A 25,124-nucleotide genomic window follows, 5' to 3' on the forward strand; every position below is an offset into this window, starting at 1 on the left:
GGATGTTCACGCTCCCCCACCACTCGCCCCGGGATTTGCCATTCGTCACCGATCACACCGCGCTGTTGCTGGTGGACATGCAACGCGCCTGGCTTGAGCCGCAGTTCGACCCGCACCTCAACGGGCCGGACGCCGAGTACTTCCTGACCCGCACCCACATGCAGGTGGTGCCCAATCAACGCCGGTTGCTCAGCGCCTTTCGCAGCGCCAGGCAAAACGTGCTGCACACGATCATCGAAAGCCTCACCGCCGATGGCCGCGACCGCTCGCTGGACCACAAGCTCTCGGACATGCACTTGCCCAAGGGCAGCCCGCAAGCACGGATCATCGACGACCTGACCCCGGCAGAAAACGAAATCGTGCTGCCCAAGACCTCGTCCGGAGTCTTCAACTCCACCCACATCGACTACGTGCTGCGCAACCTCGGGACGCGGCACCTGATCATCGCCGGCATCGTCACCGACCAGTGCGTGGACATGGCCGTGCGTGACGCCGCGGACCGCGGTTATCTGGTGACGCTGGTGGAAGATGCCTGCGCGACTTACACAGCCGCGCGGCATCAGGCCTGCCTGAATGCAATCAAGGGTTACTGCTGGATCACCGACACCCAGACTGTGCTCGGCCGGTTGCAGGAGATGCAGCCATGAGCGAGCGCCTGCTGCCACTGCCCATGACCACCCTCGTCACCACCGACCTGATCGGCGTGACACGCGGACGCTCCTTTCCCACGGACGAACTCGAGCACTATCAAAGGACGGGTTGTGGCTGGGTGCCGGCCAACAGCGCGCTGACCCCGCAAGACATCATCGCCTACGCCAACCCGTGGGGTGCTTATGGAGATTTGCGGCTGATGCCCGATCTGCTCAGCCGAGTGACGGTCAGTAACGGCCCGGATGCCCACGCTCCGGCGCTGGATTTTATTCACAGCGACATCCGCGAAACCGATGGCCGCCCATGGGGTGCCTGCCCGCGTACGGTGTTGCGCAACGAGGTAGAGCGTTATCGCGCCGAGTTGGGCTTGCAGATCAATGCGGCGTTCGAGCATGAATTCAACTTGAACACCGGCGACGTTGAACACCTGGCGTTTTCTCTGCAAGCCCAGCGTCAGGGTGCCGAGTTTGGCGGTTGGCTGCTCAGCGCCCTGCGTGCCGGTGGCGTCGAGCCGGAAATGTTCCTGCCCGAGTACGGCAAGCATCAATACGAAATCACCTGTCGCCCGACCCTTGGGGTGGCCGCTGCCGACCGCGCGGTGAACGTTCGTGAAATCACCCGCGAGATCGCCCGGCAAATGGGCCTGGAGTTGAGCTTCGCGCCCAAGACCTCGGAGCACGCGGTGTGCAACGGCGTGCACCTGCACGTCAGCCTGCTGGACCTGGCTGGCCAACCGGTGATGTACGACGCCGGCACCACCAATGGCTTGTCGACCCTCGGCCAGCACTGGGCCGCCGGCATCTTGCATCACCTGCCCGCGCTCTGTGCGTTTACCGCGCCGACGCCGGTGTCCTACGAACGTTTGCAACCTCATCACTGGAGCGCGTCCTACGCTTGCCTCGGGCAACGCAACCGCGAAGCGGCGCTGCGAATCTGCCCGACGACAAGCCTGGGCGGCAAATCGGTGGCATCGCAATACAACCTGGAATTTCGCGCCATGGACGCCACGTCCTCACCGCATCTGGCCATGGCCGCGCTGCTGATTGCCGGTCGGCTGGGCATCGAGCAACGCCTGGCCTTGAATGCGATCACCGATGAAGTCCCCGACTCCCTGAACGAAGAACAACGCCAGGCGCGCGGCATCGTCGCCCTGCCCGCTTCCCTTGCCCAGGCCCTGGACTGCCTGCGCAACAGCGAGGCCCTGATTGAAGCCCTGCCGAGCGCGTTGCTGGACACTTACCTCGCCCTTAAAACCGAGGAGCTGACGCTGACGGAACAGCTGTCGCCCGCCGAACGCTGTGAGCACTATGCGCGCCTGTACTGAATCTGCTGAGCTCGGTCTTTACATCGGGCCCGCGTACACCCTGAGTCGGGAAGACTCCGATCACCCGTTGATTCTGGTGTGCGAACACGCCAGCCGTTTTATTCCGGCCGGGTTAAATGACCTGGGCCTGAGTCACGAGGCGGCCCGCGAGCACATCGCCTGGGACATCGGCGCCCTGGCGCTGGCCGAGGGCTTGTCCCGAGCATTGGGCGCAACCCTGTTGGCAGCCAACTATTCGCGACTGTTGGTCGACCTCAACCGACCGCGCCAAGCCCCGGACAGCATTCCGGCGCAGAGCGAGATTTATCAGGTGCCGGGCAACCGGGATCTGGACGAAGCCACCCGAGAGTACCGTCGGCAATCCCTGTTCGAGCCGTTTCACTCGCGTCTGACAGACTTGATCGACGAACGTGTCGTTCAAGGGCGGCCGGTACGGGTGGTGGGCATTCACAGTTTCACGCCGGTCTATCACGGCCAGCCACGCATGCTGGAAATCGGCGTGTTGTATGGGCAAGCCACGACCTATGCCCAGCGTTTGATTGACGGTTTGAGCCAGCACCCTTTGAAGGTTGCCGGTAATGAGCCGTACAAAATCAACCCGCTGGGCGACATGACCGTGCCGGTCCACGGCGATGCACGAGGCCTGGAATCGGTGTTGATCGAGGTGCGCAACGACCTGCTGCGCACGCCTGAAGACGTCAGTCGCTTTACCGAATACCTGGCACCGCTGTTGTAAAGGAATCGCTTCAAATTCGCAGCTTGCAGCTGCTTTCATCCCAAGGAGAAAGGCTTCATGGAAATAGAAGAATTCGGCTACAAGCAAGAGTTGAAACGCAGCCTGTCGCTGACCGATCTGGTGGTGTACGGGATGATCTTCATGATCCCCATCGCACCGTTCGGTGTTTATGGCTACGTCAATGCCGAGGCACCGGGGCTGGTACCGCTGGCCTACATCATCGGCATGGTGGCGATGCTCTTCACTGCCCTGAGTTACGGCAGCATGGCTCGGGCCTTTCCGATTGCCGGTTCGGTTTATTCCTACGCGCAACGGGGCCTGAACCAGCACGTAGGGTTTATCGCCGGTTGGCTGATGCTCCTCGATTACCTGCTGATTCCGCCGCTGCTGTATGTGTACGCGGCCATGGCCCTGAATCATTTGTACCCGGACATTCCGAAGGTCGGTTTCATCCTGGCCTTCCTGGTCAGCGCGACCTTCGTCAATTTGCGGGGCATCACCTTCACCGCGCGGATGAACATCCTCTTTCTGCTGGCGCAATTGGTGGTGCTGGGGATTTTCCTGTTTTACGCCTGGAACGCGCTGCACAGTGGCGGCGGTAACGGTCAGCTGACACTGGCGCCGTTGTACAACCCCGAGACATTCAACTTCGCCCTGCTGATGCAAGCGGTGTCGATTGCGGTGCTGTCGTTCCTCGGGTTCGATGCGATTTCCACCCTCGCCGAAGAGATCAAGGGTGACCCGGGCCGAAGCGTCGGCAAGGCCGCGCTGATCACGCTGGTGGTCATGGGCGTGATCTTCGTCGTACAGACCTGGATTGCGACAGATCTGGCGGCCGGCATGGGTTTCAAATCGGCTGACACGGCGTTTTATGAAATCGCTGAACTCGCGGCCGGCAGCTGGCTGGCAACCCTGACCGCCGTGGCGACGGCGCTGGCCTGGGGCGTTGCGGTGGCAATCACCTCTCAAGCAGCGGTGTCCCGTCTGCTGTTCGGCATGGCCCGAGACGGCAAGCTGCCAAAGGTACTGGCCAAGGTTCATCCCAAACACAACACGCCGTATGTGAGCATCTACCTGGTGGCCGTGCTGTCGCTGGTGATCTGCTACCTGTTCATCAACTCGGTGGACACCCTCACCTCACTGGTGAACTTCGGCGCACTGAGCGGTTTCATGTTGCTGCACCTGACGGTCATCAACTACTACTGGCGGCGGCAGAAATCCGGACAGGTGATCCGTCACCTGATCTGCCCGGTGATCGGTTTCATCATCGTCGCGGCCATCATGTACAACATGGGCGTCGATGCACAGAAACTCGGCCTGATCTGGATTGCCCTGGGCCTGGTCTACCTGTTTGTACTCAACAAACTGGGCACCAGCACGGTACTGCCCGACCCAAGCAACGGCTGACAAGAAAAAGAGCGGCGTCTGACAAAAAATCAGGCGACCGCTGATTTAACGCGTGGAAACCGACAGTGATAGTCAGGTTCGGTGCCAACCGCCGAACCCTTTGATACAGGAGTGCATCCATGCTGGTCTTACGCCCAGTCGAGTTAACCGACCTGCCCCAGTTGCAGCAACTGGCGCGCGACAGTCTGGTAGGCGTCACGTCTTTGCCGGACGACACCGAATGCCTGCGCGAGAAGATTCTCGACTCCTGCGCCTCATTCGAAAAAGACGTTGAGGGTCATGGCCCGGAGAACTATTTCTTCGTGCTGGAAGATCTGACCCGGGAGCGTTTGGTGGGCTGCTCGGAGATTCTTGCCACCGCCGGTTTCAGCGAGCCGTTCTACAGCCTGCGCAACCGGCATTTCACCAGCGCCTCGCGGGAGCTGAACATCGAGCACGGCGTGCCCGCGTTGTCGTTGTGCCACGACCTCAGCGGCCATACCTTGCTGCGAGGTTTTCATATTGACGCAGCGCTGGTACGCACACGGTTCTCTGAACTGCTGTCCCGGGCACGGCTATTGTTCATCGCCGCCCACTCGCAGCGATTTTCCGAAGCCGTCATCACCGAGATCGTCGGCTTCAGCAGCGATGAAGGGCACTCGCCGTTCTGGGATGCGGTGGGCAAGCACTTTTTCGACCTGCCCTACGCCGAGGCCGAGCGACTTTGCGGCCTGGAAAGCCGAACCTTCCTCGCCGAACTGATGCCGCAATACCCGATCTACGTGCCGATGCTGCCCAAGGCGGCGCAGGACTGCATCGGCCGCATCCACCCCGATGGCCAGGAGGCCTTCGATATCCTCGAGCGCGAAGGCTTTGAAACCAACAGCTACATTGACCTGTTCGACGGCGGTCCGACGTTGTATGCGCGCACTCCCGGCATCCGCTCCATCGCCCAGAGCCAGACCGGCACGGCGAAACCGGGTGCGTCCATCGATGCCCTTGGCAGTTATCTGGTGAGCAACGATTCGCTGAAGGACTATCGCGCCATCGTCGCCGATCTGGATTACCAGGCCGGGCAACCTGTGGGGTTGAGCGCCGAGATGAGCGCCGCCCTGAACGTGACCGAAGGCAGCCCGATCCGGCTGATCGCCCTGTGAGCATCACCCGGCCCCGCGCCCAACGACAGCGCCCGAGCGGGCGTGCAGAAGGAGTTGCATCATGATTGTCCGCCCGGTTCACGTCACCGACCTGCCCGCCTTGCTGAATCTGGTGCACCAGGCCGGCCCCGGCTTCACCACCCTGCCGGCCAACGAGGAACGCCTGACTCACCGGGTACGCTGGGCCCAACGAACCTTCGCCGAACAGGTCGAACGCGCCGATGCCGATTACCTCTTCGTGCTCGAAGACGACGATCAGCAACTGGTGGGCGTCAGTGGCCTGGTGGGCGCCGTGGGCCTGCGCGAGCCCTGGTACAACTACCGGGTCGGGCTCACGGTCAGTTCGTCACCGGACCTGGGTATCCGGCGACAGATTCCGACGTTGTTCCTGAACAATGAAATGACCGGCCAATCGGAGATTTGCTCGCTGTTTCTGCGACCCGATCAACGCCAGGGCAATAACGGTCGATTGCTGTCGTTGGGGCGCTTGTTGTTTGTGGCCGAGTTTCCGCACCTGTTCGGCGACAAACTCATCGCCGAACTGCGTGGCAGCGCCGACGAACAAGGCTGTTCACCGTTCTGGGACAGCCTGGGCCGGCACTTCTTCAAGATGGATTTCAGCCACGCCGATCACTTGTCGGGCCTGGGCAGCAAGTCGTTCATCGCTGAACTGATGCCACGCCAACCGCTCTACACCTGCCTGCTCACCGAACAGGCCCAGGCCGTGATCGGCAAGGCGCACCCGAACACCGAACCGGCCCTGAAAATCCTCACCGCCGAAGGTTTTGCCCATAAGGGTTACATCGACATCTTTGACGCCGGTCCGGTGATCGAAGCCCCGGTCTCGACTATCCGCACCGTGCGCGACAGCCAACCGCTGGTGCTGGCCATCGGTACACCCGACGAGCAGGCCCCGGTGTGGCTGATCCACAACCGTCGCCTGGAAAGCTGCCGCATCACCGCCGCCCAGGCCAGGCAGGTGGGCAACAGCCTGATCGTCGACCGCCTCACCGCCAAACGCCTGCAACTGCAACCCGGCAACTCGGTACGCGCTGTGCCGCTGCTCAATCAACAACAGCAGTCGGTGGCGGCGTGACCGACGGTGGTCCGTCCGCCTCTGCAAATTCGTCATCATCCTTCCCCCGCTCGCGTGATAGCCTTTTGTTCCTTCGGCGTTGACACTTTTGCTCAAGCCCTTCCATTCCCATTGCAGTGGTGGAACTCATATGTCCAGGCTTTCTCATCAAGATTTGCGCCGTAACTTTCGCGAGCTGTTCGCCTCCAACGCCTGCTATCACACGGCGTCGGTCTTCGACCCGATGTCGGCCCGCATTGCCGCTGACCTGGGTTTTGAAGTGGGGATCCTGGGCGGTTCGGTCGCATCGTTGCAGGTACTGGGCGCCCCCGACTTTGCCTTGATCACCCTCAGCGAGTTTGCCGAGCAGGCCACTCGCATTGGCCGCGTTGCCCAACTGCCGGTCATCGCCGACGCCGACCACGGCTACGGCAACGCGCTCAACGTCATGCGCACCATCGTCGAACTCGAACGTGCCGGTGTGGCCGCCCTGACCATCGAAGACACGTTGCTGCCCGCCCAGTTCGGCCGCAAGTCCACCGACCTGATCGGGGTGGCGGAAGGCGTCGGCAAGATTCGTGCGGCACTGGAAGCCCGGGGCGACTCGGAGATGGCAATCATCGCCCGCACCAACGCTGGGATCCTGCCGGTGCAGGAAGTCATCAGCCGTACCTGTCATTACCAGCAGGCCGGTGCAGACGGGATTTGCATGGTGGGCGTGCGGGACTTCGACCACCTCGAACAAATCGCCGAGCACCTGAGCGTACCGCTGATGCTGGTCACCTACGGCAACCCATTGCTGCGCGACGATAAACGCCTGGCCGAACTGGGCGTGCGGGTCACCATCGATGGTCACGGCGCCTACTTCGCCGCGATCAAGGCCACGTATGACAGCCTGCGGGAACAACGGCAGATCTTTACTCAGGCGTCGGACCTGAATGCGACCGAGTTGACCCATACCTATACGCAGCCTGAGGAATACATCCGTTGGGCGGAAGAGTTTATGAGCGTCAAGGAATAACGGATACCACCGAAAAGATCGCAGCCTGCAGCTGCTCCTACATTGAGATGGCGTACGCCCTGTAGGAGCTGCCGCAGGCTGCGATCTTTTGATCTTGCCTACATCGCGGTATTGAACTCCACCTCCCGCTGCAACGCCCGCACCTGAACCACATCCAGCATTGCGCACACCTCGCGCATCAGCAGATGAACCGCCCGGGTAACGCGCGTCAGATCGCAATCGGAAATGTCTTTAAGGTTCAGGCTGGACAAGGTGTCCGCCAGATCGCGAACCACGGTGAAGCGATGCGCAGCGCAAGCGGTGATGTCGCTGAGTTCTTTGTGAGTGTTGATGAAGAGCACCGGGGTTTCGGCGTCGTAGGTGTCGATGGGGAGGTAACGGGGCATGACTTGGTCGAACATGGGTGTAACTCCAAATAGAGCAACCACCGTTCGCGGCCAAGCGAATTAGGTGGCAGCTGTGTGCGGGTTGGCCGACCGGCAACCCATAAATCCGGCACACCCGAGGGTGTCCCGCGCACAGCTGCCATAACACGATGTTCAGACGTAAAAAGGTCCAAACAATGACACTGATGCGTTTGGGTGACCGACCGGCCAAGGTCGTTCGCGGTGTTTTCCGCGAGCCCGAACTATAGGGGTCGATGCCGAAACGCGGCAACAGGGTACGTCGTAGGAAACGTCTTGGAAAGTTGTGCGCCACAAGTTGATCGTTCCAGAGCGTGGGAACGATCACGATTCACACCGAATCAAGTAATGGGTGATGCAGTTCGCCATCGCCGCAACAGATGACGCGGTTACGACCGGTGGCTTTGGCTTCGTAGAGCGCCTGGTCGGCATCGTTGAGCCACAGGGTCGCGTCGGTGTGGGCCGGGTTGAAGGCGGCCAGGCCGATGCTCAGGCTGACTTTCAGCGCCGGGCTCTGCTCATAACCCAAGGTGGCGAAGCGATCACGCAGGGCATCCATGACCGCCGCAGCACTCGTGAGCGGAAGGTCCGGGAGGATCACGCAGAACTCGTCGCCACCGTAGCGCCCGGCAACATCCGCCGCGCGCAAGTTCTGCTTGAGCATTTTGCTCAGCTGGCGCAGGACAATGTCCCCGGCGACGTGGCCGTACGTGTCGTTGATGGATTTGAAATGGTCGATGTCGATCAGCGCAATCGCCCCGCCCTGCTGCTGACGTTTGCAACGCTGGAATTCGACGTCCAGTTGATCCTTCCAGGCGCCATGGTTCAGCAGGCCGGTGAGGCTGTCGGTGCGGCTCAGGGCCAACAATTCACGCTTTTGTCGACCGAGGGTGTAGGCCTGGCGGAAGCAGATCCAGCCCAATGCCAGCGGATACAAACACATTAAGGGTAGGCAGGCATACAGCTGCATTTGGCTGGTTTGCGGGATGAATGCGGGGGTGAAAATCAGCAGTCCGACACCTATCCCGAGAATCTGCGCCACGGTTCCCGCCAACAGGAAACGCAAACCGCCAATGGCCACATTGTTCATCGCCATCATGGCCAGGGTCGTCGCGCCAGGCAGCGGATTGAAGTGCATGGCGGCGACCCAAAAGCCGCCGAGAAAGGCGTCCACCAGCAGGTTGCGGTGTTCGGCGTGATAAGGCACTTGCGCGCGGCGCGCCCATTGATAAGCCAGGTGCGGCCAGAGTATGGCGTTGAGCAGCATCGCCACCCAGACCCACGGTGCCGGGTTGAGTGGATACATCGCCGCGCTCACGAGCAACAGCCCCAAAGCTAATCCCAGGATTCGCGATGTATAAAGCCTCCTGGCCAGTGAAAGTCCTTTTCCTCCCGTTTTTCCCATAGGAGCCTCTGCGCCACAGAACGGAACCTGAAAACACAGGGTTTCAAGTGTGGTGAGAGTCTATCAGGGCAACAGCAAATAGCCATCACCGGCTGGCGGTCTGAAAACCAAGGCATAGCCATGAGGCGGGCGCCCAATGTTTGGCTATACATGAAAGGAGGGTTCGATCAATAACGATAAAAAAGGAGGCCCATGCAGACCTTTCAAGTGTTGATCATCGGCAGCGGTTTTGGCGGCCAGTGCGCCGCGATCAATTTGCTCAAGGCAGGCATCGGCGATTTCCGCCTGCTGGAACGGCGGGACTTTTTCGGCGGCACCTGGTGCCAAAACACCTACCCCGGTGCCGCGGTCGACGTGCCCTCGCCACTCTATTCGCTGTCCTTCGCGCCCTACCGCTGGACGCAAATGTTCGCCGAGCAGGCCGAACTGCACCACTACACCCAGTACGTGGTGGAGCACTTCGGCCTGCGAGACAAGGTGGAACTGCAGGCCAATGTCGAACGCATCGAATGGGACGACGACGGCAAACGCTGGGCGGTGCACACCGCCAGCAAAGGTACATTCCATGCGCAGTTCCTGATCAACGCCACCGGGCCGCTGAGCCAACCCGTCGTTCCGCACTTCGAGGGCCAGGAGCGGTTTCAGGGCAAGACTTTTCACACCAATAATTGGGATCACACCTACGATTACCGGCAAAAACGCGTGGCCATCGTTGGCAGCGGCGCCAGCGCGGCCCAGGTGATTCCGACGATTGCCCCGGACGTCGAGCATCTGCATGTGTTCCAGCGCACGCCGCACTGGGTATTGCCTCGGGCCGACCGTGCCTTTGGGCCATTTCAGCGATGGTTGCTGGGGCTCAAACCGGCCTACAAGCTGTTGCGCTGGATGATCTACTGGCAGTTCGAAACCCGGGTGATTGCCTTCAAATACTCACGGCCGGCAATCCGTCTGGTTCAGCAACACGCCCTGCGCTTCCTCAAACGGCAAGTGCCCGATCCGGAACTAAGGCGAAAACTGACGCCGGATTACGCAATCGGCTGCAAACGGATAATCATCTCAAGCACCCTGTACCCGGCACTCGGTCGCAGTAATGTGACACTACACAGTCGCGAACAAGGCATCGCCGCCATCGATGAAACCGGCATCGTCACCCAGGACGGCCAACACATCGATCTGGACCTGATCGTCTGGTCCACCGGCTACGACGCCACCGACGGGGTGATTTCCTACCCGGTCACCGGCAAAAACGGCACACAGCTCAAAGCGTTCTGGGCCCAGTATCCGCGGGCCTATCTCGGCACCAGCCTGCCGGACTTTCCCAATCTGTTCATCGTCACCGGCCCCAACACGCGCATCGGCCATACCTCGGCGCTGTTCATCATCGAGTCCCAGATGAATTACATTCTCGATTGCATCCGTACGTTAAAAGAACACGGTTTGCGCAGCATCGAGGTACGCCCCGAAGCAGAACGTACCTACACTGAAATGATCCACCGGGAGATGGAACGCACGGTATGGAAGTCCGGGGGCTGCCACAGTTGGTATCAAAGCAAGAGCGGTCATGTGATTGCGATGTTTCCGGGGTTCAGTTTCAGCTATCACCGGTTGACCAGAGCGCTGAAACCCGCCGATCACATTCTGTCCTGATCACATAAAAGGAAGATGCCTGATGCTTTTGTTGGTTGTCGCAATCGCAGTTTTCGTGGCCTGGAGCTGGTTGAGCTACCCGGCCATCGGTCATTGGCTCTATGACTTGAACATGTCGATAGAGGCCAAGCTGTATGGACTGCACAAAATTGTCGTGCCGATCGCCGAAATGACCGTCTCGACCTGGCAAGGCGGGCCGTATGAAGCGTCCAGCAGCGTGCTGATGCTCCACGGCTACAGCGCCGACAAAAATATCTGGCTGCGCTTTGCCCGGCACTTTGTCGGCAACTATCGGGTGATCATCCCCGACATCGCCGGCCATGGCGAAACCGGCTTCAAGGCGGGCGGCGGCTACGACATTCCGTTGCAGGCCAAGCGGATGATCCAGTTGCTCGATGTCTGCGGCGTCGAGAAAGTCCATGTGATTGGCAACTCGATGGGCGGTTACATGGCAGCGTGGCTGGCGGCCACGTACCCGGATCGCATTGTTTCGGTGGCCCTGATCGACCCCGCGGGTGTCACCGCCCCCGAAGTGAGCGACCTGGAGCGGCATTTGGCCAAGGGCCACAACCCGTTCCTGATTCATTCACGGGAAGAATTCCAGCGCTTCTACGCCATGACCATGGCCGAACCGCCGTGGGTACCCAAGGTGGTGCTGGACGCCATCGCGCAGCGCTATGAACAGAGTCGCGATGAGCTGGAAGAAATCTTCAACGACTTCCGTGCCAGCCCGCCGATGGAGCCGAAACTGCCCGACATCAAGTGCCAGGCGCTATTGCTGTGGGGACACAAGGACCGCTTGATCGATGTCAGCAGCGTGGCGATCTGGAGCAAAGGCATCGCCGATCTGCGAGTGGAAGTCTGGGACCACACCGGGCATATGCCGATGGTGGAACAACCGACGAACACGGCCCGGCTGTATCGGGAATTTTTGGCATCGCTGCGCTCGGAACTTCCTGTGTAGCAGCCGAACACCGCGCCCCTGTAGCAGCTGCCGAGCCTGCGAGGCTGCGTTCGGCTGCGAAGCAGTCGTGAAATCAGCCACTGCGGTGTGTCAGAAGGAACGTGTGTGCAGGACTTGCGACTGCTCCGCAGCCGAACGCAGCCTCGCAGGCTCGGCAGCTGCTACAACCAGCAGTCCTTTGCAGAATGAAGTCCGTAAGATTCTTCGTTTGTCGGCGCCGCGCAAGGCTGCGATCTTTTCCCGCATCCTTTACGTCACCGCGCCAGGAATTCTTTCATGAGTCACCCGAACTTCGTCAGCCCTGACCTGATCCGCCAACGCTTTTCCAAAGCGATGTCCGACATGTACCGCGAAGAAGTGCCGCTGTACGGCGCGCTGATGGAACTGGTGGAACAGACCAACCACCACGTGCTGGACAGCGATCCACAGATCGCCCGACAGTTGAACAGCACCGGTGAAATCCAGCGCCTGGACCTGGAGCGGCATGGCGCGATCCGTGTCGGCACCGCCGATGAACTGGCCACCCTCGCCCGGCTGTTTGCGGTGATGGGCATGCAGCCGGTGGGTTATTACGACCTGACCCCGGCCGGCGTGCCGGTGCACTCCACGGCTTTTCGCGCGGTGCATGAAGCGGCGTTGCAGGTCAGCCCGTTCCGGGTCTTCACCTCCCTGCTGCGCCTGGAACTGATCGACGACCTGGAACTGCGAGCGTTCGCCCAGTCGGTGTTGGATAAACGCTCGATCTTCACGCCCACTGCGCTGATTCTCATCGAGCGCGCCGAAACACAGGGCGGCCTCACCGAACAGGAGGCCCAGGACTTCGTCGAGCAGGCGCTGGAAACGTTCCGCTGGCATCACACCGCCACCGTGACCGCCGAGCAGTACCGCAAACTCAGCGCCCAGCATCGCCTGATCGCCGACGTGGTGGCGTTCAACGGCCCGCATATCAACCACCTGACGCCGCGCACCCTGGACATCGACATCGTCCAGGCGCAAATGCCTGCCCACGGCATCACCCCCAAAGCGGTGATCGAAGGGCCACCCCGCCGTCAGTGCCCGATCCTGCTGCGCCAGACCAGTTTCAAGGCCCTGGACGAGCCTGTCGCCTTCACCGATCAAACCCAGACTCACGGCAGCCACAGCGCCCGTTTCGGCGAGATCGAGCAACGCGGCGCAGCGCTCACCCCCAAAGGCCGGGCGCTTTACGACCGTTTGCTCAACGCTGCCCGGGATGAACTGCAAGACTTCCCCAATGAGGCCAATGCCGCACGTTACAACGCGCTGATGGCGCAGCACTTTGCAGAATTCCCTGACACCGTTGAGGGCATGCGCCAACAGGAACTGGCGTACTTTCGCTACTTCGTCACGGAAAAAGGTTTGGGGGCCGATGAGCTGAAATCGTGGTCGCTGGAGGATCTGCTCAGCGGCGGGTATTTGCGGGTTGAACCGTTGGTGTACGAAGATTTCCTGCCGGTTAGCGCAGCGGGGATTTTTCAGTCGAACCTGGGAGATGCGGCGCAAACCCACTATGGCGTGCAGTCGAACCGGCAGGTGTTCGAGAAGGCGCTGGGTCGAACGACGATTGATGAGTTGGCGTTGTATGCCGAGACGCAGCGGCGCTCGATCGAGGAATGTTTCGCAGCGTCGAGCCTCGCTGTCTGAGGCGTGGCTCGAACCTGTAGCAGCTGGCGCAGCCTGCGTTCGGCTGCGCAGCAGTCGTTGTATCCGCCGCCGCGGTCTTTCAGACACACCGTGTTTGCCGGTTTTACGACTGCTGCGCAGTCGGACGCAGGCTGCGCCAGCTGCTACATGTCAGATTTAGCGGAGCTTCGCCAATAGTTCTTGTGCCGCTGCTTCAGAGGAAGCCGGATTCTGACCAGTAATCAGCAAACCATCAGTGAGCACATAACTCGCCCAGTCAGCACCTTTGGAATAGACACCACCCTTCTCCTTAAGCATGTCCTCCACCAAAAACGGCACAACCTTCGTCAGTTGCACAGCCTCTTCCTCAGAATTGGTAAACCCCGTCACGCGCTTGCCTTTGACCAGCGGCTGGCCGTCCGCATCCTTGACGTGACGCAACACACCCGGTGCGTGGCAGACGGCCGCGACCGGTTTGCCCGCCTGGTAAAACGCCTCGATCAGAGCGATCGAAATTTTGTCTTCGACCAAATCCCACAGCGGGCCATGGCCGCCCGGGTAGAAAATCGCGTCGTAATCTTCAGCTCTCGCGCTGCTCAGCAGAGCGGTAGACGCCAATGCGGACTGGGCGGCGGGGTCTTTGCGAAAGCGCTCGGTGGCTGCGGTTTGCGCGTCGGGCTCGTCACTTTTCGGGTCCAGCGGTGGTTGACCACCCTTGGGTGAGGCCAGGGTCAACTGAGCGCCGGCGTCCTTGAAGGCGAAATACGGCGCGGCGAATTCCTCCAGCCAGAAGCCGGTTTTCTTACCCGTGTTACCCAATTGATCGTGTGACGTTAGAACCATCAGGATTTTCATGTCGTTCTCCTTGAGTTCGCAGATGTTCATTCATCTCGGCGCTGAGTTTGACCTCCAGGCTGCAGCATTCGTTGCACCTGTCACCCTAGCGGTTTTACTGCCGGTTTTCGGCCAATGAGACGATTGGTCACCCGAATGATGGCCAACCGCCTTGATGCGCAAGAAGTTGCGCACTCACGGCTGCAAAAGCTCTTCCCGGGTGGCTGATCGCCCAGCCTGTCAGGCGCCTCAGCCAAGTGCGCAAGAAGTTGCGCAGCACTGCGCAATTTCTTGCGCACATTCACAGGCAATCGCGGCCGAACATTATCCAGACGATCTAAAAAACCTCTCAACCACCTGATTTATATAGTGTTACCCGTTTATGGCACGGACCTTGATAACAGTCAGGCACCCACCGGGCGATACCGCCTCCCGGGCACCCTAACTTTTAGCAAGGAGCACATCCATGGCTACACCAGCGTACATGTCCGTCACTGGCGAGAAACAAGGTCTGATCACTGCCGGCGCATTCACCGCCGACTCGGTTGGCAACACCTACCAGGAAGGTCACGAAGACCAGGTCATGGTTCAGGCTTTCAGCCACGACGTGATCATCCCGCGTGACCCACAGTCCGGCCAACCGACCGGTCAGCGCGTTCACAAGCCAGTCGTGATCACCAAGGTCTACGACAAGGCTTCGCCACTGCTGCAGGCGGCTCTGACCTCCGGCGAGCGCATGAGCGAAATCGTTATCCAGTGGTACCGCACTTCGGCTCAAGGTACCCAAGAGCACTACTACACCACCAAACTGGAAGACGCGATCATCGTCGCCATCAACAACAAAATGCACAACTGCCAGGATCCGTCGAACTCGCACTTCACGCACCTGGAAGAAGTGCAATTCACCTACCGCAAAATCACCTGGACCCACGAAGTATCCGGTACTTCGGGTTCCGATGACTGGCGTCAGCCGGTCGCCTAACTCAGGCCGACCGTCTCAAGCATCGGCCAGCTCTGCTGGTCGATGTTGTTTTCGCCCTTCCAGAATTTTGCGTCTGCTGATTCCTTTTTCCGGTCTTGGCGAACGCCGCAGCACTGCACGAGGAACAAGGGATGTTCGCGCCGGCCAATCAAACTCACTTTGCCCTGACTATCGAAGGTCTGGATAACGATCTCCAGGTGCTTGCCCTGCAAGGCCGGGAAGCCATCAGCCAGCCTTTTGTGTTTGAGGTGGAGCTGGTCAGTGAACAGCCGTCCCTGGACCTCGAGACCCTGTTGCACAAACCAGCCTTTTTGCAGCTCTCGCCTGACGGCAGCGGCATTCATGGCCAGATCTATCGCGCCGCCCAGGGTGATTCCGGCAAACGCCTGACCCGCTACGCGGTGACCCTGCGCCCGCACCTGTCCTACCTGGCGCACCGCATCAACCAACGCATCTTCCAGAACCTCACCGTGCCGAAAATCATCGGCAGCGTCCTCGAAGAGCACGGCATTCAAAGCAATGCCTACGAATTCAAAGTCGGGGCGATTTATCCGGAGCGCATTTACTGCGTTCAGTACGATGAATCAGACCTGCAGTTCGTTCAGCGTCTGTGCGAGGAAGAAGGTATCCACTACCACTTTCAGCACAGCGCCACGGCCCACAAGCTGGTGTTCGGCGATGACCAGACGGTGTTCCCGAAACTCGCGCCAGTGGCCTATCAGCAAGACTCCGGCATGGTCGCCAACGACCCGGTGATCAAGCGCTTCGACCTGCGCCTGGAAACCCGCACCAGCCGCACCACCCGCCGCGACTACGACTTCGAAAAACCGCGCCTGACGCTGGAAAGCGAGAACCGTGGCGACGCCCTGCCCGACCTCGAAGACTACGACTATCCCGGTCGCTTTATCGACCGAGAACGCGGCAAGCACCTGGCCAAACGCGCCCTCGAACGTCACCGTAGCGACTTCCAGCTCGCCGAAGGCAAAAGCGATCAGCCGTTGCTGGTCAGCGGCCATTTCCTGGCCCTGACCCAACACCCGAAAGCCAAATGGAACGACCTGTGGCTGCTGACCGAAGTCCTCCACGAAGGCAAACAGCCGCAAGTGCTGGAAGAGTCGGTCACCAGCAGCACAACTAACCTGAAAGACGATTTCCACCAGGGCTACCGCAACCGCTTCCAGGCCACCCCGTGGGACGTGCCGAACCGGCCACCGCTGACCCAGAAAAAGCCGCGCATCCTCGGCAGCCAAAGCGCCGTGGTCACCGGGCCAAAAGGTGAAGAAATCCACTGCGACCAATACGGTCGCGTCAAAGTGCAATTCCACTGGGACCGCGAAGGTCAGGCCGACGACAAGACCAGCTGCTGGCTGCGCGTCTCCTCCGCCTGGGCCGGCGCCCACTACGGCGGCATTGCCATCCCGCGCATCGGCATGGAAGTGCTCGTCACCTTCCTCGAAGGCGACCCCGATCAACCGCTGATCAGCGGCTGCCTGTACCACAAGGAAAACGTCGTCCCGTACGCCCTGCCGGCGAACAAGACCCGCAGCACCTTCAAAACCCTGAGCTCCCCCGGTGGCGGCGGTTACAACGAACTGCGCATCGAAGACAAAAAGGGCCAGGAACAAATCTTCCTGCACGCCCAGCGCGACTGGGACGAAAACGTCGAGCACGACCAGAAAATCCGCGTCGGCAACGAACGCCACGACACCGTCGAGCAAAACAGCTACAGCGAATTCAAGGCCGAAGAACACCACACCGTCTACGCCGACCGCAAAGTCGAAACCCGCGCCAACGACCACCTCACCGTGGGCGTTAACCAGCACATCAAAGTCGGCACCGGGCAATTCATTGAAGCCGGCCAGGAAATCCACCTGAGCAGCGGCATGAAAGTCGTGCTCGAAGCCGGCAGCGAACTGACCCTCAAGGGCGGCGGCAGCTTCATCAAGATCGACGGCAGTGGCGTCACCCTGAGCGGGCCGGTGATCAACATGAACTCGGGTGGAAGTCCCGGCAACGGCACCGGCGCCGCACCACTGATGCCCGGCGTGCTGAAACAGGCGGATGCCGACAAGGCCGGCGCGGTCCTGACCCCGGCGCAGATCAATACGCTCAAACGTAATGCGCCGTTCTGTGAAGAGTGTGAGAAATGTAAGGCAGGTGCTTGTGCGATCTGATCTTTTGACCCCGCAGGATTGGCTGGCGGAACGGCCGTTGCAGGCTAATGAACGTCTCTATTTGATTGTCAGTGCGGCCACTGATGCCGAAGCGCTGAAGACGCTTTATCAGGTTGAGCCCACCACCCAGGTCACCCCGATCTGGGGCGGTACACCCTACGCAGCCTGGCAACCGGTGATGCCCTACCTCACCGAGGTGAAACCCAACTCAAACTTCCTACCGTGGATCGCCGAAACCGATGCGCAGGACTGGGGCTGGCTGGCGGTGTCCACCAGTGCGCCGGACGTTGTGTTTGAGCATCTGCGCAGCCTGACTCAAGTGCGGATGCCGGATGGGACCGAGGTGTTTTTTCGGTTTTGGGATGGGCGGCATATTTGTCCGATTCTTGAGGGATTGGGTGATACGGCGGGAGAAGTGCTGCCGGTGTTTGATCGGTATTTGATTAATGGGCGAAGCCTGGAGGTTGGGCCGAGGGTGGTGCCGCCGGCGAAGGATTGGCCGTGGTGGGAGGTGCCAAAGGTATTGCTGGATGGGCTGACAAAGCAAAATCCATCCACTGTGGTCGGCAACATGATGCAGTGGCTGAAGGAGGATCATGCCGATTTGTACTTCTCGTTCCCTGAATCCAACCTGCGAAAAAAAGTGACGCGCTTCGTGAAACGCACCCCACTCACGGAAGAAAACTACACAGGGCTGCTGAAAGCCCACTTGGAAAATGAGGTGGCCGCATGAGCATTTTGATGGGTTCGATCGTTGGGAACCTCACAGCAAAACAACCAGACGCTCAGGTCATCATCAGTGATTTCAAGAAGTGTATTGTTGACTACCGTGCCAATGCCGAAGCCTGGTACGGCAGCGTGCTGGATGCGGAACAACAATTTCAGGTCGGTGACGAAGTCGGCACTCAGGACAAAGACAGCAAAGACAAAGTCGACCTTTACGCAAACTGCCCAGCCAATGGCAAGCTCAAACTGGTTCACAGTTTCGAGTCTGCGCGTTTTGTCCCTATCGGTAATACACCGGTTCGGTTGGCGCCTGTGGCTGACGGCAAGCTGTTTGGCAAAAATGAAATAGGTCAGGCGATCACCAAGACGATCCCCGCCAGCGGGATTCTGGAAGTCGAAGGTCTTACGCCAAACCAGCAATACAAAATCACTTTTTTTCCAAACCCGACTCCCGCGCAAATCGACACCTTGTTCAACTCTTATCAGGGCGTGATCGGTGACCTAAGTGGTTGGCTGCAAACCCAGTGGAGCACCGATTTTCTGCCGCTCTGGCAGGCGCATAACAGCGCTTCCATGGCTGGCCGTCTCATGCAAGATCTGGAAGCGGCCTGGAAAGGTTTCCTGAAAGCGATCATGAGTTTATGGGGGGATATCAAAAACCTCTACAACCTGGTCGCGCATCCTCGCGAGAATTACGAAAAACTGAAGAAGTTCTTCACCGAGGAAGAAATCAAGCGCATCTACAACGCCTCGGCCGAAGCGATTCACACCGCCCTGTTGATCGCCAGTGACGAGCCATTGATGTGGGTCTACGTGGCCGCGATCATGGCGTGGGTCAAGATGTTGCCGCCACAAACCTGCACCGAAGTGCTGTCCGAACTGACCACTGAAGTCCTGCTGAACATTCTGGTCGGCATAGTTCTGACCGGTGGTCTGGGGCTCGCGGTACGAGTAGGGACAAAGGCACTCAATGCCACGCAAACCGGTGGCAAGGTGCTGAAGCTGATCGAAGACTTCACCGGAATGCTGATGAAGATCAGCAGGAAAAACGCCACAGCCCACACCGAAGCCGCCAGACCATTGCTGCTCAACGGCAATTCAGCGGTCAATCAGGCACGCAAGGCTAGCATCGAAATCGCCGCCCCCAAGCCGGCTGTGACCGCAACAGCACCAAAGAAAAAGCCAAAGGTTACCGGTGGAAAGGTGGAAACCGATGCGCAGATCCATGCGCGCGGCAAAAAAAACAACACCACGCGCATCGAACAAAAAGAACCGGTCGACAACGCCCCCGATCAATCGAAAACCCTCGCCGACAAACCAGCACAATGCGCTGATAAAACCTGTACCGACGGCGAACCCGTGTCGATGGTTACTGGCGAGGAATTGCTGACGCTCACCGATGGCCAACTTGACGGCCTCTTGCCGCTGGAATGGACGCGCCTGTACCGCAGCAGTGCAGTCGAAATCGACAGTCGCCTCGGTTTTGGCTGGAGCCATTCGCTGTCCCATCGTCTGCAACTGGACGACGAAGGTGTGCTGTGGACTGACAATGAAAACCGTCAGACCCGTTTCCCGATGCCGACTGAGCAACGTCCGGCTATCACTAACAGCCTGGCTGAAGCGGCTATTTATCTCGGCGACGCACCGGGCGAATTGATCCTGACCCAGGCCGGTTCAAAAGCACGTTTCTACCTCTTCCGCGCCGGTCGCCTGATCACCATCAGCGATGCTTACGACAACCAGTTGCACATCAGCTATGACATGGTCGGCCGCATCCAGCGTATCGATAATGGCGCGGGCCGCGCCTTGTTTCTGCGTTATGACGACCGCCATATCTCTGCAGTGGACTATCAGCAGCAGCGTCCCGAGTACAACGAACGCGGCGAGCGACAGGATCCATGGCAGACGGTGCAGACCCTAGTCACGTACCACTACAACGAGCGCAATCAGCTCGTGTGTTCCACCAATGCCGCCGGTGAAAGCGAGCATTATCGATACAACGACCAGCACGTCATTCTCGAGCGTCAACTGGCGGGTGGCGCCAGTTTCTTCTGGGAATGGGAACGTGGAGGCAAGTTCGCGCGTTGCGTCCGTCACTGGGCAAGCTACTCGCAGCTGGAAGCCCGTTACGTATGGGACGACAAAGGCACGGTTACCGTCCTCAATGCCGACGGTAGCGAGCAGGTGTACGTGCATGACGAGAATGCACGACTGATCAGCGAAACTGCTCCCGATGGTGCGCAAACGCAAAAAGCTTATGACGACGAAGGTCGTCTGATCGCTGAAAAAGACGCACTTGGCGCCGTCACCGAGTATCAGTACAACGACGCCGGGCGTTTGATTGCAGTTGTTCCTCCAGAAGATGAACCAACCCGTTACAACTACTACGATGGTCAACTCATCGATGTGCAACGCGGCAGAGCTCGCTGGCAGTACGAGCGCAACCGCCAGGGTGATATCACCCAACAAACGGATCCCCATGGCAACGAAACCCACTACAGCTACGACCGTCAGGGTCGCCTGTTGGAGATTCGTCACCCCGATGGCAGCCGTCACCAACTGGGCTGGAACAATCTCGGCCAACTACTGGAAGAACGCCTGCCCGATGGCGGCCAGCGCAAATACCGCTACGACGCGTTGGGCCGACAAATCACACGACAGGAAGAAACCGGCGCCATCACCCACTACCAATGGGATGCTGTTGATCGTCTGACGCAAGTTACCCTGCCCGGCGGCGCCACCCGTGCGTTCACCTACAACCCGTACGGTCGCGTTACCGCCGAACGTGATGAACTCGGTCGCGTGACCCGTTACGAATACGCCGATGGTCTGCACCTGGTCAGTCGCCGCATCAATCCGGACGGCAGTCAGCTGCGTTATCGCTATGACAATTCTCGACTGCTGCTGACCGAGATCGAAAACGAACGTGGCGAACACTACCACCTCGATTACCACGCAAACGGCCTGATCCAGCAGGAAACCGGTTTTGATGGCCGCCGCACCGCCTATGAATACGACCTCAACGGCCAGCTGCTGAAGAAAACCGAATTCGGCGACGACGGCAGTGAACTGGCCACTGAATACCAGCGCGACGCTGCGGGCCGCTTACTAGTGAAAACCTTGGCTGACGGTGAGGAAACTCACTACAGCTACGACGCCCTCGGTCGACTCGTTAACGTCGATGACGGCAACTGGCCGCTGGCGTATGAATACGATCTTCAAGACCGCCTCATCACCGAACATCAGGGTTGGGGCACCCTGCGCTATGAATATGACAAGCTCGGTCAACTGAGCCACTGCCGCCTCCCCGATGGCAGCAAGCTTGATTACCGCCACCAACGCGGCGGTCAGCTCAGCAGCATCGACCTCAACGGTTCGCGTCTGACCACTCACCAGTTCAACGCCGGTCGCGAACAGCAGCGCCAACAAGGGCTGTTGCTCAGCCAATACCAGTACGACGAACAAGATCGCCTGCAAGCCCACAGTGTCAGCCAACAGGATGGCAACCTGTTCCATCGTCGCTACGCCTATGACGCCAATGGCAACCTCGTCGGCATCGACGACAGCCGCAAAGGCAATCGCAGCTACCACTATGACCCGCTCGACCGCCTGATCAATGTCCGTGGCAGCACCCCGGAAAGTTTCGCCCATGACCCGGCCGGCAACTTGCTGGGCCAAGGCGATCAACCCAGCGCGAACCTGGCGAACGTCAAAGGCAACCGCCTGCTGATGCAGGGCGACCGCCATTATGACTACGACGCCTACGGCAACCTGATCCGCGAACGTCGCGGCACCGGGCAAAAACTCGTCACAGAATACCGTTACGACTGCCAGCACCGCTTGATCGGCGCCAGCCTGCCGGGCGGCAGTATCGCGTCCTATAAATACGACGCCTTCGGCCGCCGTATCGAAAAATCCGTCGACGGCCACGCCACCGAGTTCCTGTGGCAAGGCGAACGCCTGATTGCCGAAAGCGCTGACAACCGCTATCGCAGCTACATCTACGAACCGGGCAGCTTTCGACCTCTGGCGATGCTCGACGGCGAAGGCCCGCTGAAAGCGACACCCTTCTACTACCAACTCGATCACCTCGGCACCCCGCAAGAACTCACCGACTACAGCGGTGACATCATGTGGTCCGCGAAATATCGCGCCTATGGCAACCTCGCCTCTTTGGACGTCGCCGAAATCGACAATCCGCTGCGCTTTCAGGGGCAGTACTTCGATGCCGAGACGGGCTTACACTACAACCGGCATCGCTACTACAATCCAGGGACTGGACGGTTTCTGACGCCGGATCCGATTAAGCTTGCGGGTGGATTGAATAACTACCAGTACGTGCCTAACCCTACGGGGTGGGTGGATCCGTTGGGGTTGAGTGGGTGTCTGGATAATGGCTCCACTCCATCAAGCACGGTAAAAAATCCGGCTACCAATACGACAGTGAATGAAGGAGCCCCTAACGCCCCCGAGGCACGCGATAACTCCGCCCACAATGTGGCTCTCTTTGAAAGACAACGTGCAGGTTATGCTGCACAAGAAATAAAAGCTGCTCAGCCAATAGATAGCGCTTTGAAAGAGGATCCGATGCATAGGGCACCAAGCTATGTCGTTGACCAGATACATGATAAAGGGAGAGTATTCCCACTGAGGGGCGGAGATGGCACAAACAATACGCTTACACAAATGCCGGGGACGATGAACGATAGACAGGGAATTTTTGAATGGATCGTAAATTCAAAAATGCAACTTACCCATCAAAGATTTATCCCTGAAGGAAGAATAACCGGCACACCAAATCAGATCCCATCCAAATTACCTAAGTAGAAAAAAATGAAACCACTACTACTTGATGGCCACTACATATATTCAAAAACACCATGGCTTAGTTGGAGGGAACTCTTTTTTGGACTTGAAAACGGCTATATAGATGAAAAAGGAGTATCGGAGTATGCTTGTGATGCGTTAACAAGCACATCTCCAGCAGAAGCAGTTGAACTTGCCTCACTAGAGCCACAAGAAAACTACTTAGTACGCGACATACTAAAATTACTGACTGACAAATACTCACCAACAGAATCAAACCTCACGAAGCCCTGGATCTTTTTATTGCTTTCATTTTTACTGGAGAACAAAGAAAACTATAACGACCCCCTTGGAAAGGTAGAAGAGTTGTATGCAGACTTTGACTATCCAGAAGAAATTGCACCCTTTGTCAGATACATGCCTTCACCCGAAGGAGTAGAAGGATCTGAAGAGCTATTATTTGAAAACTGGAGAGCTGCTTTATCAGATTACAAATCCATGTTTGCCCAACAAGACAGGATCCACAACGGGGACTGAAAAATGGAACTGTATGGATACTAGAAAAATCATTGAGCGCGGCGGAACAATCACATTTGATGATATATCCCGCCTGGATCAGCTTGCTGACACTTCCATGATCATTGATGATTTAAAGGAGGACCTATTCCAAGCCGTCTTCCCTCATGATCAGATCATTGATATAGGCTGGTACCCTGAGTTCTGTGAAAACGGTACATTTAGAGTTTCTTTAATAAAAGCCTACGACTGGGAGCATCCGACTTTCAGCGACAAAGCCAGAAGCTGGACAGAGCTAAACAAAGCAATTCTCAACGTTTTAAACGAATTAGAAATATAACATCCAACAAAAAAACACATCCTTCACAACATAAAAAAACAACAAAACCAGCATCCCCCCTAAAAGTTTATAAAGCACCACCAAACAAAAACAACAAGCCGAATACAAAACTGCATAACGGAGTAAGGCAATTCAACAAGGAGTCAGAAAAATGAAAATAATCTCGGCACCATTGAACCCCGAAGCGATGAAACGTTTAGATCTAGATGAGTGTCTGCCAGGGGATCTTGAGGAGTTTCAACTATCAGAGGAGCAATACGTTCAACTATCGCAATCAGGAGTGATTGAAAAGATAAATCCATCTTTAGGAAAATTAATAGACGAGTACGAAGACGAAAGCATTCAAGGGCAAGCAGAACTAAGTACCTTGCTTAATATATTGAGCGATGCAGCCGAACACACAAAGCTCGACAGCATAGAAAAAATAATCTACCTAAACAGGTTGGCTCTACACAATAAGACTGGTTTGTTTTTTTATTTTTAGATCCAGCGATATCTCCCTCCCCAAAAAACAAGAAAGCAAATACAAAGGGGAAACGTATATTCTGAGCATTCACAAAATAAATTTGACCTTTTGGGATCCTAACATGCAAAAAATCTCACGAGTCAACGCAATTTACAAACTGAGCAAAAAACTTTAGATTCACTCGATAACGAAGCGCGCGAATCGCAGCTATTGAACTGGTGGGGAATTGACGAGAGCGACGAAGAGTTTTCTTTACTATCAAAAGAAATGCAACATCTACTACTATCTAATGATGAACCTCCGAGCGATGTGCAGAACATTCTGCATGACGAGTTGTTATTGATTGCCTTTGCCTCGACGTACAAAGGAGTGACAAATTCACACATATCAAAGTCCATGATAAAAATGGGGCTTGGAGAGTATGAAGTATTCGGAATCATCGAACCATTGGAGGCCTGTCCTTGCTGTGGTTATCGCACACTCTTTTCAAGAGCAAACTACGAAATTTGCGACTTATGCAAATGGGAAGATAATGGCGTGGTCGATCCTGAACAATACAGCGGCCCAATTCATATGACACTCGGAGAGGCGAAAGAAATATTCGTGAAAAATATGAATATATTGCCTTTAGTGAAGTGGACTATATAAAAAACTACAACAGCAAGAACAAAAAATGTCGATAGCCTCCCCCAGCCGCTGCAACCTCAGCGACCGGTTTTGACAGACCGAACACGATCAAGGCATGCAAATGCCGCTTTGCAGCTCCGTTGCTAGGTATGCGATCCATGAAGCACACCTTCCGTCAGATGCGCTTCCCGTTTACCGTGGCATTTCCGGCGAGCAGTTCCACGGCAGCAATGCTTCATAGT

General features: G+C 57.8%; 21 protein-coding genes. 18 read left to right on the forward strand and 3 right to left on the reverse strand.

Annotated elements, in window-relative coordinates; translation table 11 throughout:
• Nucleotides 1-2 precede the first annotated feature (2 nt).
• The 7 genes from ACIQU2_RS07490 to ACIQU2_RS07520 all read left to right on the forward strand — a co-directional run bounded on the left by ACIQU2_RS07490 (nucleotide 3) and on the right by ACIQU2_RS07520 (nucleotide 7,350).
• Complete coding sequence (locus tag ACIQU2_RS07490; protein ID WP_347805551.1) at nucleotides 3-647, forward strand: isochorismatase family cysteine hydrolase; 645 nt, start codon at nucleotides 3-5, stop codon at nucleotides 645-647.
• On the forward strand, nucleotides 644-1,975 hold the full coding sequence (locus ACIQU2_RS07495; protein WP_403139749.1) for a glutamine synthetase family protein: 1,332 nt from the start codon (nucleotides 644-646) through the stop codon (nucleotides 1,973-1,975). Before ACIQU2_RS07490 ends, ACIQU2_RS07495 begins: the two co-directional genes overlap by 4 nt.
• On the forward strand, nucleotides 1,959-2,711 hold the full coding sequence (locus tag ACIQU2_RS07500; protein WP_403139751.1) for an N-formylglutamate amidohydrolase: 753 nt from the start codon (nucleotides 1,959-1,961) through the stop codon (nucleotides 2,709-2,711). The genes ACIQU2_RS07495 and ACIQU2_RS07500 overlap by 17 nt, the downstream gene beginning before the upstream one ends.
• Before the next feature lie 57 nt (nucleotides 2,712-2,768).
• Entirely contained in the window at nucleotides 2,769-4,118 is a 1,350-nt protein-coding gene (locus tag ACIQU2_RS07505; protein WP_403139753.1) for an APC family permease, read from the forward strand.
• A 119-nt stretch (nucleotides 4,119-4,237) separates the two neighbouring features.
• On the forward strand, nucleotides 4,238-5,254 hold the full coding sequence (locus ACIQU2_RS07510) for an arginine N-succinyltransferase (protein WP_403139755.1): 1,017 nt from the start codon (nucleotides 4,238-4,240) through the stop codon (nucleotides 5,252-5,254).
• A 61-nt stretch (nucleotides 5,255-5,315) separates the two neighbouring features.
• Nucleotides 5,316-6,350, forward strand: a complete 1,035-nt coding sequence (astA, locus tag ACIQU2_RS07515; RefSeq protein ID WP_403139757.1) for an arginine N-succinyltransferase — start codon at nucleotides 5,316-5,318, stop codon at nucleotides 6,348-6,350.
• A 130-nt stretch (nucleotides 6,351-6,480) separates the two neighbouring features.
• Nucleotides 6,481-7,350 carry an oxaloacetate decarboxylase gene (locus tag ACIQU2_RS07520; protein WP_347805545.1) on the forward strand — a complete coding sequence of 290 codons (870 nt, stop codon included), beginning with the start codon at nucleotides 6,481-6,483 and terminating at the stop codon, nucleotides 7,348-7,350.
• Between the two features lie 98 nt (nucleotides 7,351-7,448).
• Here the strand turns inward: ACIQU2_RS07520 and ACIQU2_RS07525 are convergent, their stop codons facing one another.
• Both ACIQU2_RS07525 and ACIQU2_RS07530 read right to left on the reverse strand, forming a co-directional pair.
• The gene (locus tag ACIQU2_RS07525; protein WP_403139760.1) at nucleotides 7,449-7,751 is read right to left on the reverse strand and encodes a hypothetical protein; all 303 of its coding nucleotides are present in this window, start codon (nucleotides 7,749-7,751) and stop codon (nucleotides 7,449-7,451) included.
• 334 nt (nucleotides 7,752-8,085) lie between these two features.
• On the reverse strand, nucleotides 8,086-9,159 hold the full coding sequence (locus ACIQU2_RS07530; protein ID WP_403139762.1) for a diguanylate cyclase: 1,074 nt from the start codon (nucleotides 9,157-9,159) through the stop codon (nucleotides 8,086-8,088).
• A 192-nt stretch (nucleotides 9,160-9,351) separates the two neighbouring features.
• Here ACIQU2_RS07530 and ACIQU2_RS07535 point away from each other — a divergent pair, with 192 nt between their 5' ends.
• The 3 genes from ACIQU2_RS07535 to ACIQU2_RS07545 all read left to right on the forward strand — a co-directional run bounded on the left by ACIQU2_RS07535 (nucleotide 9,352) and on the right by ACIQU2_RS07545 (nucleotide 13,432).
• On the forward strand, nucleotides 9,352-10,806 hold the full coding sequence (locus ACIQU2_RS07535; RefSeq protein WP_403139764.1) for a flavin-containing monooxygenase: 1,455 nt from the start codon (nucleotides 9,352-9,354) through the stop codon (nucleotides 10,804-10,806).
• 22 nt (nucleotides 10,807-10,828) lie between these two features.
• Nucleotides 10,829-11,770 (forward strand): alpha/beta fold hydrolase, encoded by a 942-nt coding sequence (locus ACIQU2_RS07540; RefSeq protein ID WP_403139766.1) that lies wholly within the window; start codon nucleotides 10,829-10,831, stop codon nucleotides 11,768-11,770.
• A gap of 276 nt (nucleotides 11,771-12,046) precedes the next feature.
• Nucleotides 12,047-13,432 carry a VOC family protein gene (locus tag ACIQU2_RS07545; protein WP_403139768.1) on the forward strand — a complete coding sequence of 462 codons (1,386 nt, stop codon included), beginning with the start codon at nucleotides 12,047-12,049 and terminating at the stop codon, nucleotides 13,430-13,432.
• Nucleotides 13,433-13,588: 156 nt separating this feature from the next.
• On the opposite strand, the gene ACIQU2_RS07550 is transcribed toward ACIQU2_RS07545, so the two are convergent.
• Nucleotides 13,589-14,266 (reverse strand): type 1 glutamine amidotransferase domain-containing protein, encoded by a 678-nt coding sequence (locus ACIQU2_RS07550; RefSeq protein ID WP_347806555.1) that lies wholly within the window; start codon nucleotides 14,264-14,266, stop codon nucleotides 13,589-13,591.
• A gap of 445 nt (nucleotides 14,267-14,711) precedes the next feature.
• On the opposite strand from ACIQU2_RS07550, the gene ACIQU2_RS07555 reads away from it, so the two are divergent.
• From ACIQU2_RS07555 to ACIQU2_RS07590, 8 genes are all read left to right on the forward strand, one after another.
• Nucleotides 14,712-15,227, forward strand: coding sequence for an Hcp family type VI secretion system effector (locus ACIQU2_RS07555; protein ID WP_054051032.1), 516 nt, complete (start codon nucleotides 14,712-14,714; stop codon nucleotides 15,225-15,227).
• A 131-nt stretch (nucleotides 15,228-15,358) separates the two neighbouring features.
• The gene (gene tssI, locus ACIQU2_RS07560) at nucleotides 15,359-17,401 is read left to right on the forward strand and encodes a type VI secretion system tip protein TssI/VgrG (protein WP_403139770.1); all 2,043 of its coding nucleotides are present in this window, start codon (nucleotides 15,359-15,361) and stop codon (nucleotides 17,399-17,401) included.
• Nucleotides 17,391-18,134 carry a DUF4123 domain-containing protein gene (locus ACIQU2_RS07565; protein WP_403139772.1) on the forward strand — a complete coding sequence of 248 codons (744 nt, stop codon included), beginning with the start codon at nucleotides 17,391-17,393 and terminating at the stop codon, nucleotides 18,132-18,134. Before tssI ends, ACIQU2_RS07565 begins: the two co-directional genes overlap by 11 nt.
• On the forward strand, nucleotides 18,131-22,954 hold the full coding sequence (locus tag ACIQU2_RS07570; protein WP_403139774.1) for an RHS repeat-associated core domain-containing protein: 4,824 nt from the start codon (nucleotides 18,131-18,133) through the stop codon (nucleotides 22,952-22,954). The genes ACIQU2_RS07565 and ACIQU2_RS07570 overlap by 4 nt, the downstream gene beginning before the upstream one ends.
• A 6-nt stretch (nucleotides 22,955-22,960) precedes the next feature.
• On the forward strand, nucleotides 22,961-23,470 hold the full coding sequence (locus ACIQU2_RS07575; RefSeq protein ID WP_403139776.1) for a DUF2247 family protein: 510 nt from the start codon (nucleotides 22,961-22,963) through the stop codon (nucleotides 23,468-23,470).
• A 13-nt stretch (nucleotides 23,471-23,483) separates the two neighbouring features.
• On the forward strand, nucleotides 23,484-23,789 hold the full coding sequence (locus ACIQU2_RS07580; RefSeq protein WP_403139778.1) for a hypothetical protein: 306 nt from the start codon (nucleotides 23,484-23,486) through the stop codon (nucleotides 23,787-23,789).
• 151 nt (nucleotides 23,790-23,940) lie between these two features.
• On the forward strand, nucleotides 23,941-24,273 hold the full coding sequence (locus ACIQU2_RS07585; protein WP_403139780.1) for a hypothetical protein: 333 nt from the start codon (nucleotides 23,941-23,943) through the stop codon (nucleotides 24,271-24,273).
• A gap of 192 nt (nucleotides 24,274-24,465) precedes the next feature.
• On the forward strand, nucleotides 24,466-24,903 hold the full coding sequence (locus ACIQU2_RS07590) for a CPCC family cysteine-rich protein (protein ID WP_403139782.1): 438 nt from the start codon (nucleotides 24,466-24,468) through the stop codon (nucleotides 24,901-24,903).
• Nucleotides 24,904-25,124: the final 221 nt, after the last annotated feature.

Source organism: Pseudomonas sp. NPDC098740 (genome assembly GCF_044760065.1).
GTDB lineage: Bacteria > Pseudomonadota > Gammaproteobacteria > Pseudomonadales > Pseudomonadaceae > Aquipseudomonas > Aquipseudomonas rossensis.

Coding starts and splice junctions, on each gene's coding strand:
- ACIQU2_RS07490 (WP_347805551.1), top strand. CDS start 3: ATGTTCACGCTCCCCCACCACTCGCCCCGGGATTTGCCATTCGTCACC.
- ACIQU2_RS07495 (WP_403139749.1), top strand. CDS start 644: ATGAGCGAGCGCCTGCTGCCACTGCCCATGACCACCCTCGTCACCACC.
- ACIQU2_RS07500 (WP_403139751.1), top strand. CDS start 1,959: ATGCGCGCCTGTACTGAATCTGCTGAGCTCGGTCTTTACATCGGGCCC.
- ACIQU2_RS07505 (WP_403139753.1), top strand. CDS start 2,769: ATGGAAATAGAAGAATTCGGCTACAAGCAAGAGTTGAAACGCAGCCTG.
- ACIQU2_RS07510 (WP_403139755.1), top strand. CDS start 4,238: ATGCTGGTCTTACGCCCAGTCGAGTTAACCGACCTGCCCCAGTTGCAG.
- astA (WP_403139757.1), top strand. CDS start 5,316: ATGATTGTCCGCCCGGTTCACGTCACCGACCTGCCCGCCTTGCTGAAT.
- ACIQU2_RS07520 (WP_347805545.1), top strand. CDS start 6,481: ATGTCCAGGCTTTCTCATCAAGATTTGCGCCGTAACTTTCGCGAGCTG.
- ACIQU2_RS07525 (WP_403139760.1), bottom strand. CDS start 7,751: ATGTTCGACCAAGTCATGCCCCGTTACCTCCCCATCGACACCTACGAC.
- ACIQU2_RS07530 (WP_403139762.1), bottom strand. CDS start 9,159: ATGGGAAAAACGGGAGGAAAAGGACTTTCACTGGCCAGGAGGCTTTAT.
- ACIQU2_RS07535 (WP_403139764.1), top strand. CDS start 9,352: ATGCAGACCTTTCAAGTGTTGATCATCGGCAGCGGTTTTGGCGGCCAG.
- ACIQU2_RS07540 (WP_403139766.1), top strand. CDS start 10,829: ATGCTTTTGTTGGTTGTCGCAATCGCAGTTTTCGTGGCCTGGAGCTGG.
- ACIQU2_RS07545 (WP_403139768.1), top strand. CDS start 12,047: ATGAGTCACCCGAACTTCGTCAGCCCTGACCTGATCCGCCAACGCTTT.
- ACIQU2_RS07550 (WP_347806555.1), bottom strand. CDS start 14,266: ATGAAAATCCTGATGGTTCTAACGTCACACGATCAATTGGGTAACACG.
- ACIQU2_RS07555 (WP_054051032.1), top strand. CDS start 14,712: ATGGCTACACCAGCGTACATGTCCGTCACTGGCGAGAAACAAGGTCTG.
- tssI (WP_403139770.1), top strand. CDS start 15,359: ATGTTCGCGCCGGCCAATCAAACTCACTTTGCCCTGACTATCGAAGGT.
- ACIQU2_RS07570 (WP_403139774.1), top strand. CDS start 18,131: ATGAGCATTTTGATGGGTTCGATCGTTGGGAACCTCACAGCAAAACAA.
- ACIQU2_RS07575 (WP_403139776.1), top strand. CDS start 22,961: ATGAAACCACTACTACTTGATGGCCACTACATATATTCAAAAACACCA.
- ACIQU2_RS07580 (WP_403139778.1), top strand. CDS start 23,484: ATGGATACTAGAAAAATCATTGAGCGCGGCGGAACAATCACATTTGAT.
- ACIQU2_RS07585 (WP_403139780.1), top strand. CDS start 23,941: ATGAAAATAATCTCGGCACCATTGAACCCCGAAGCGATGAAACGTTTA.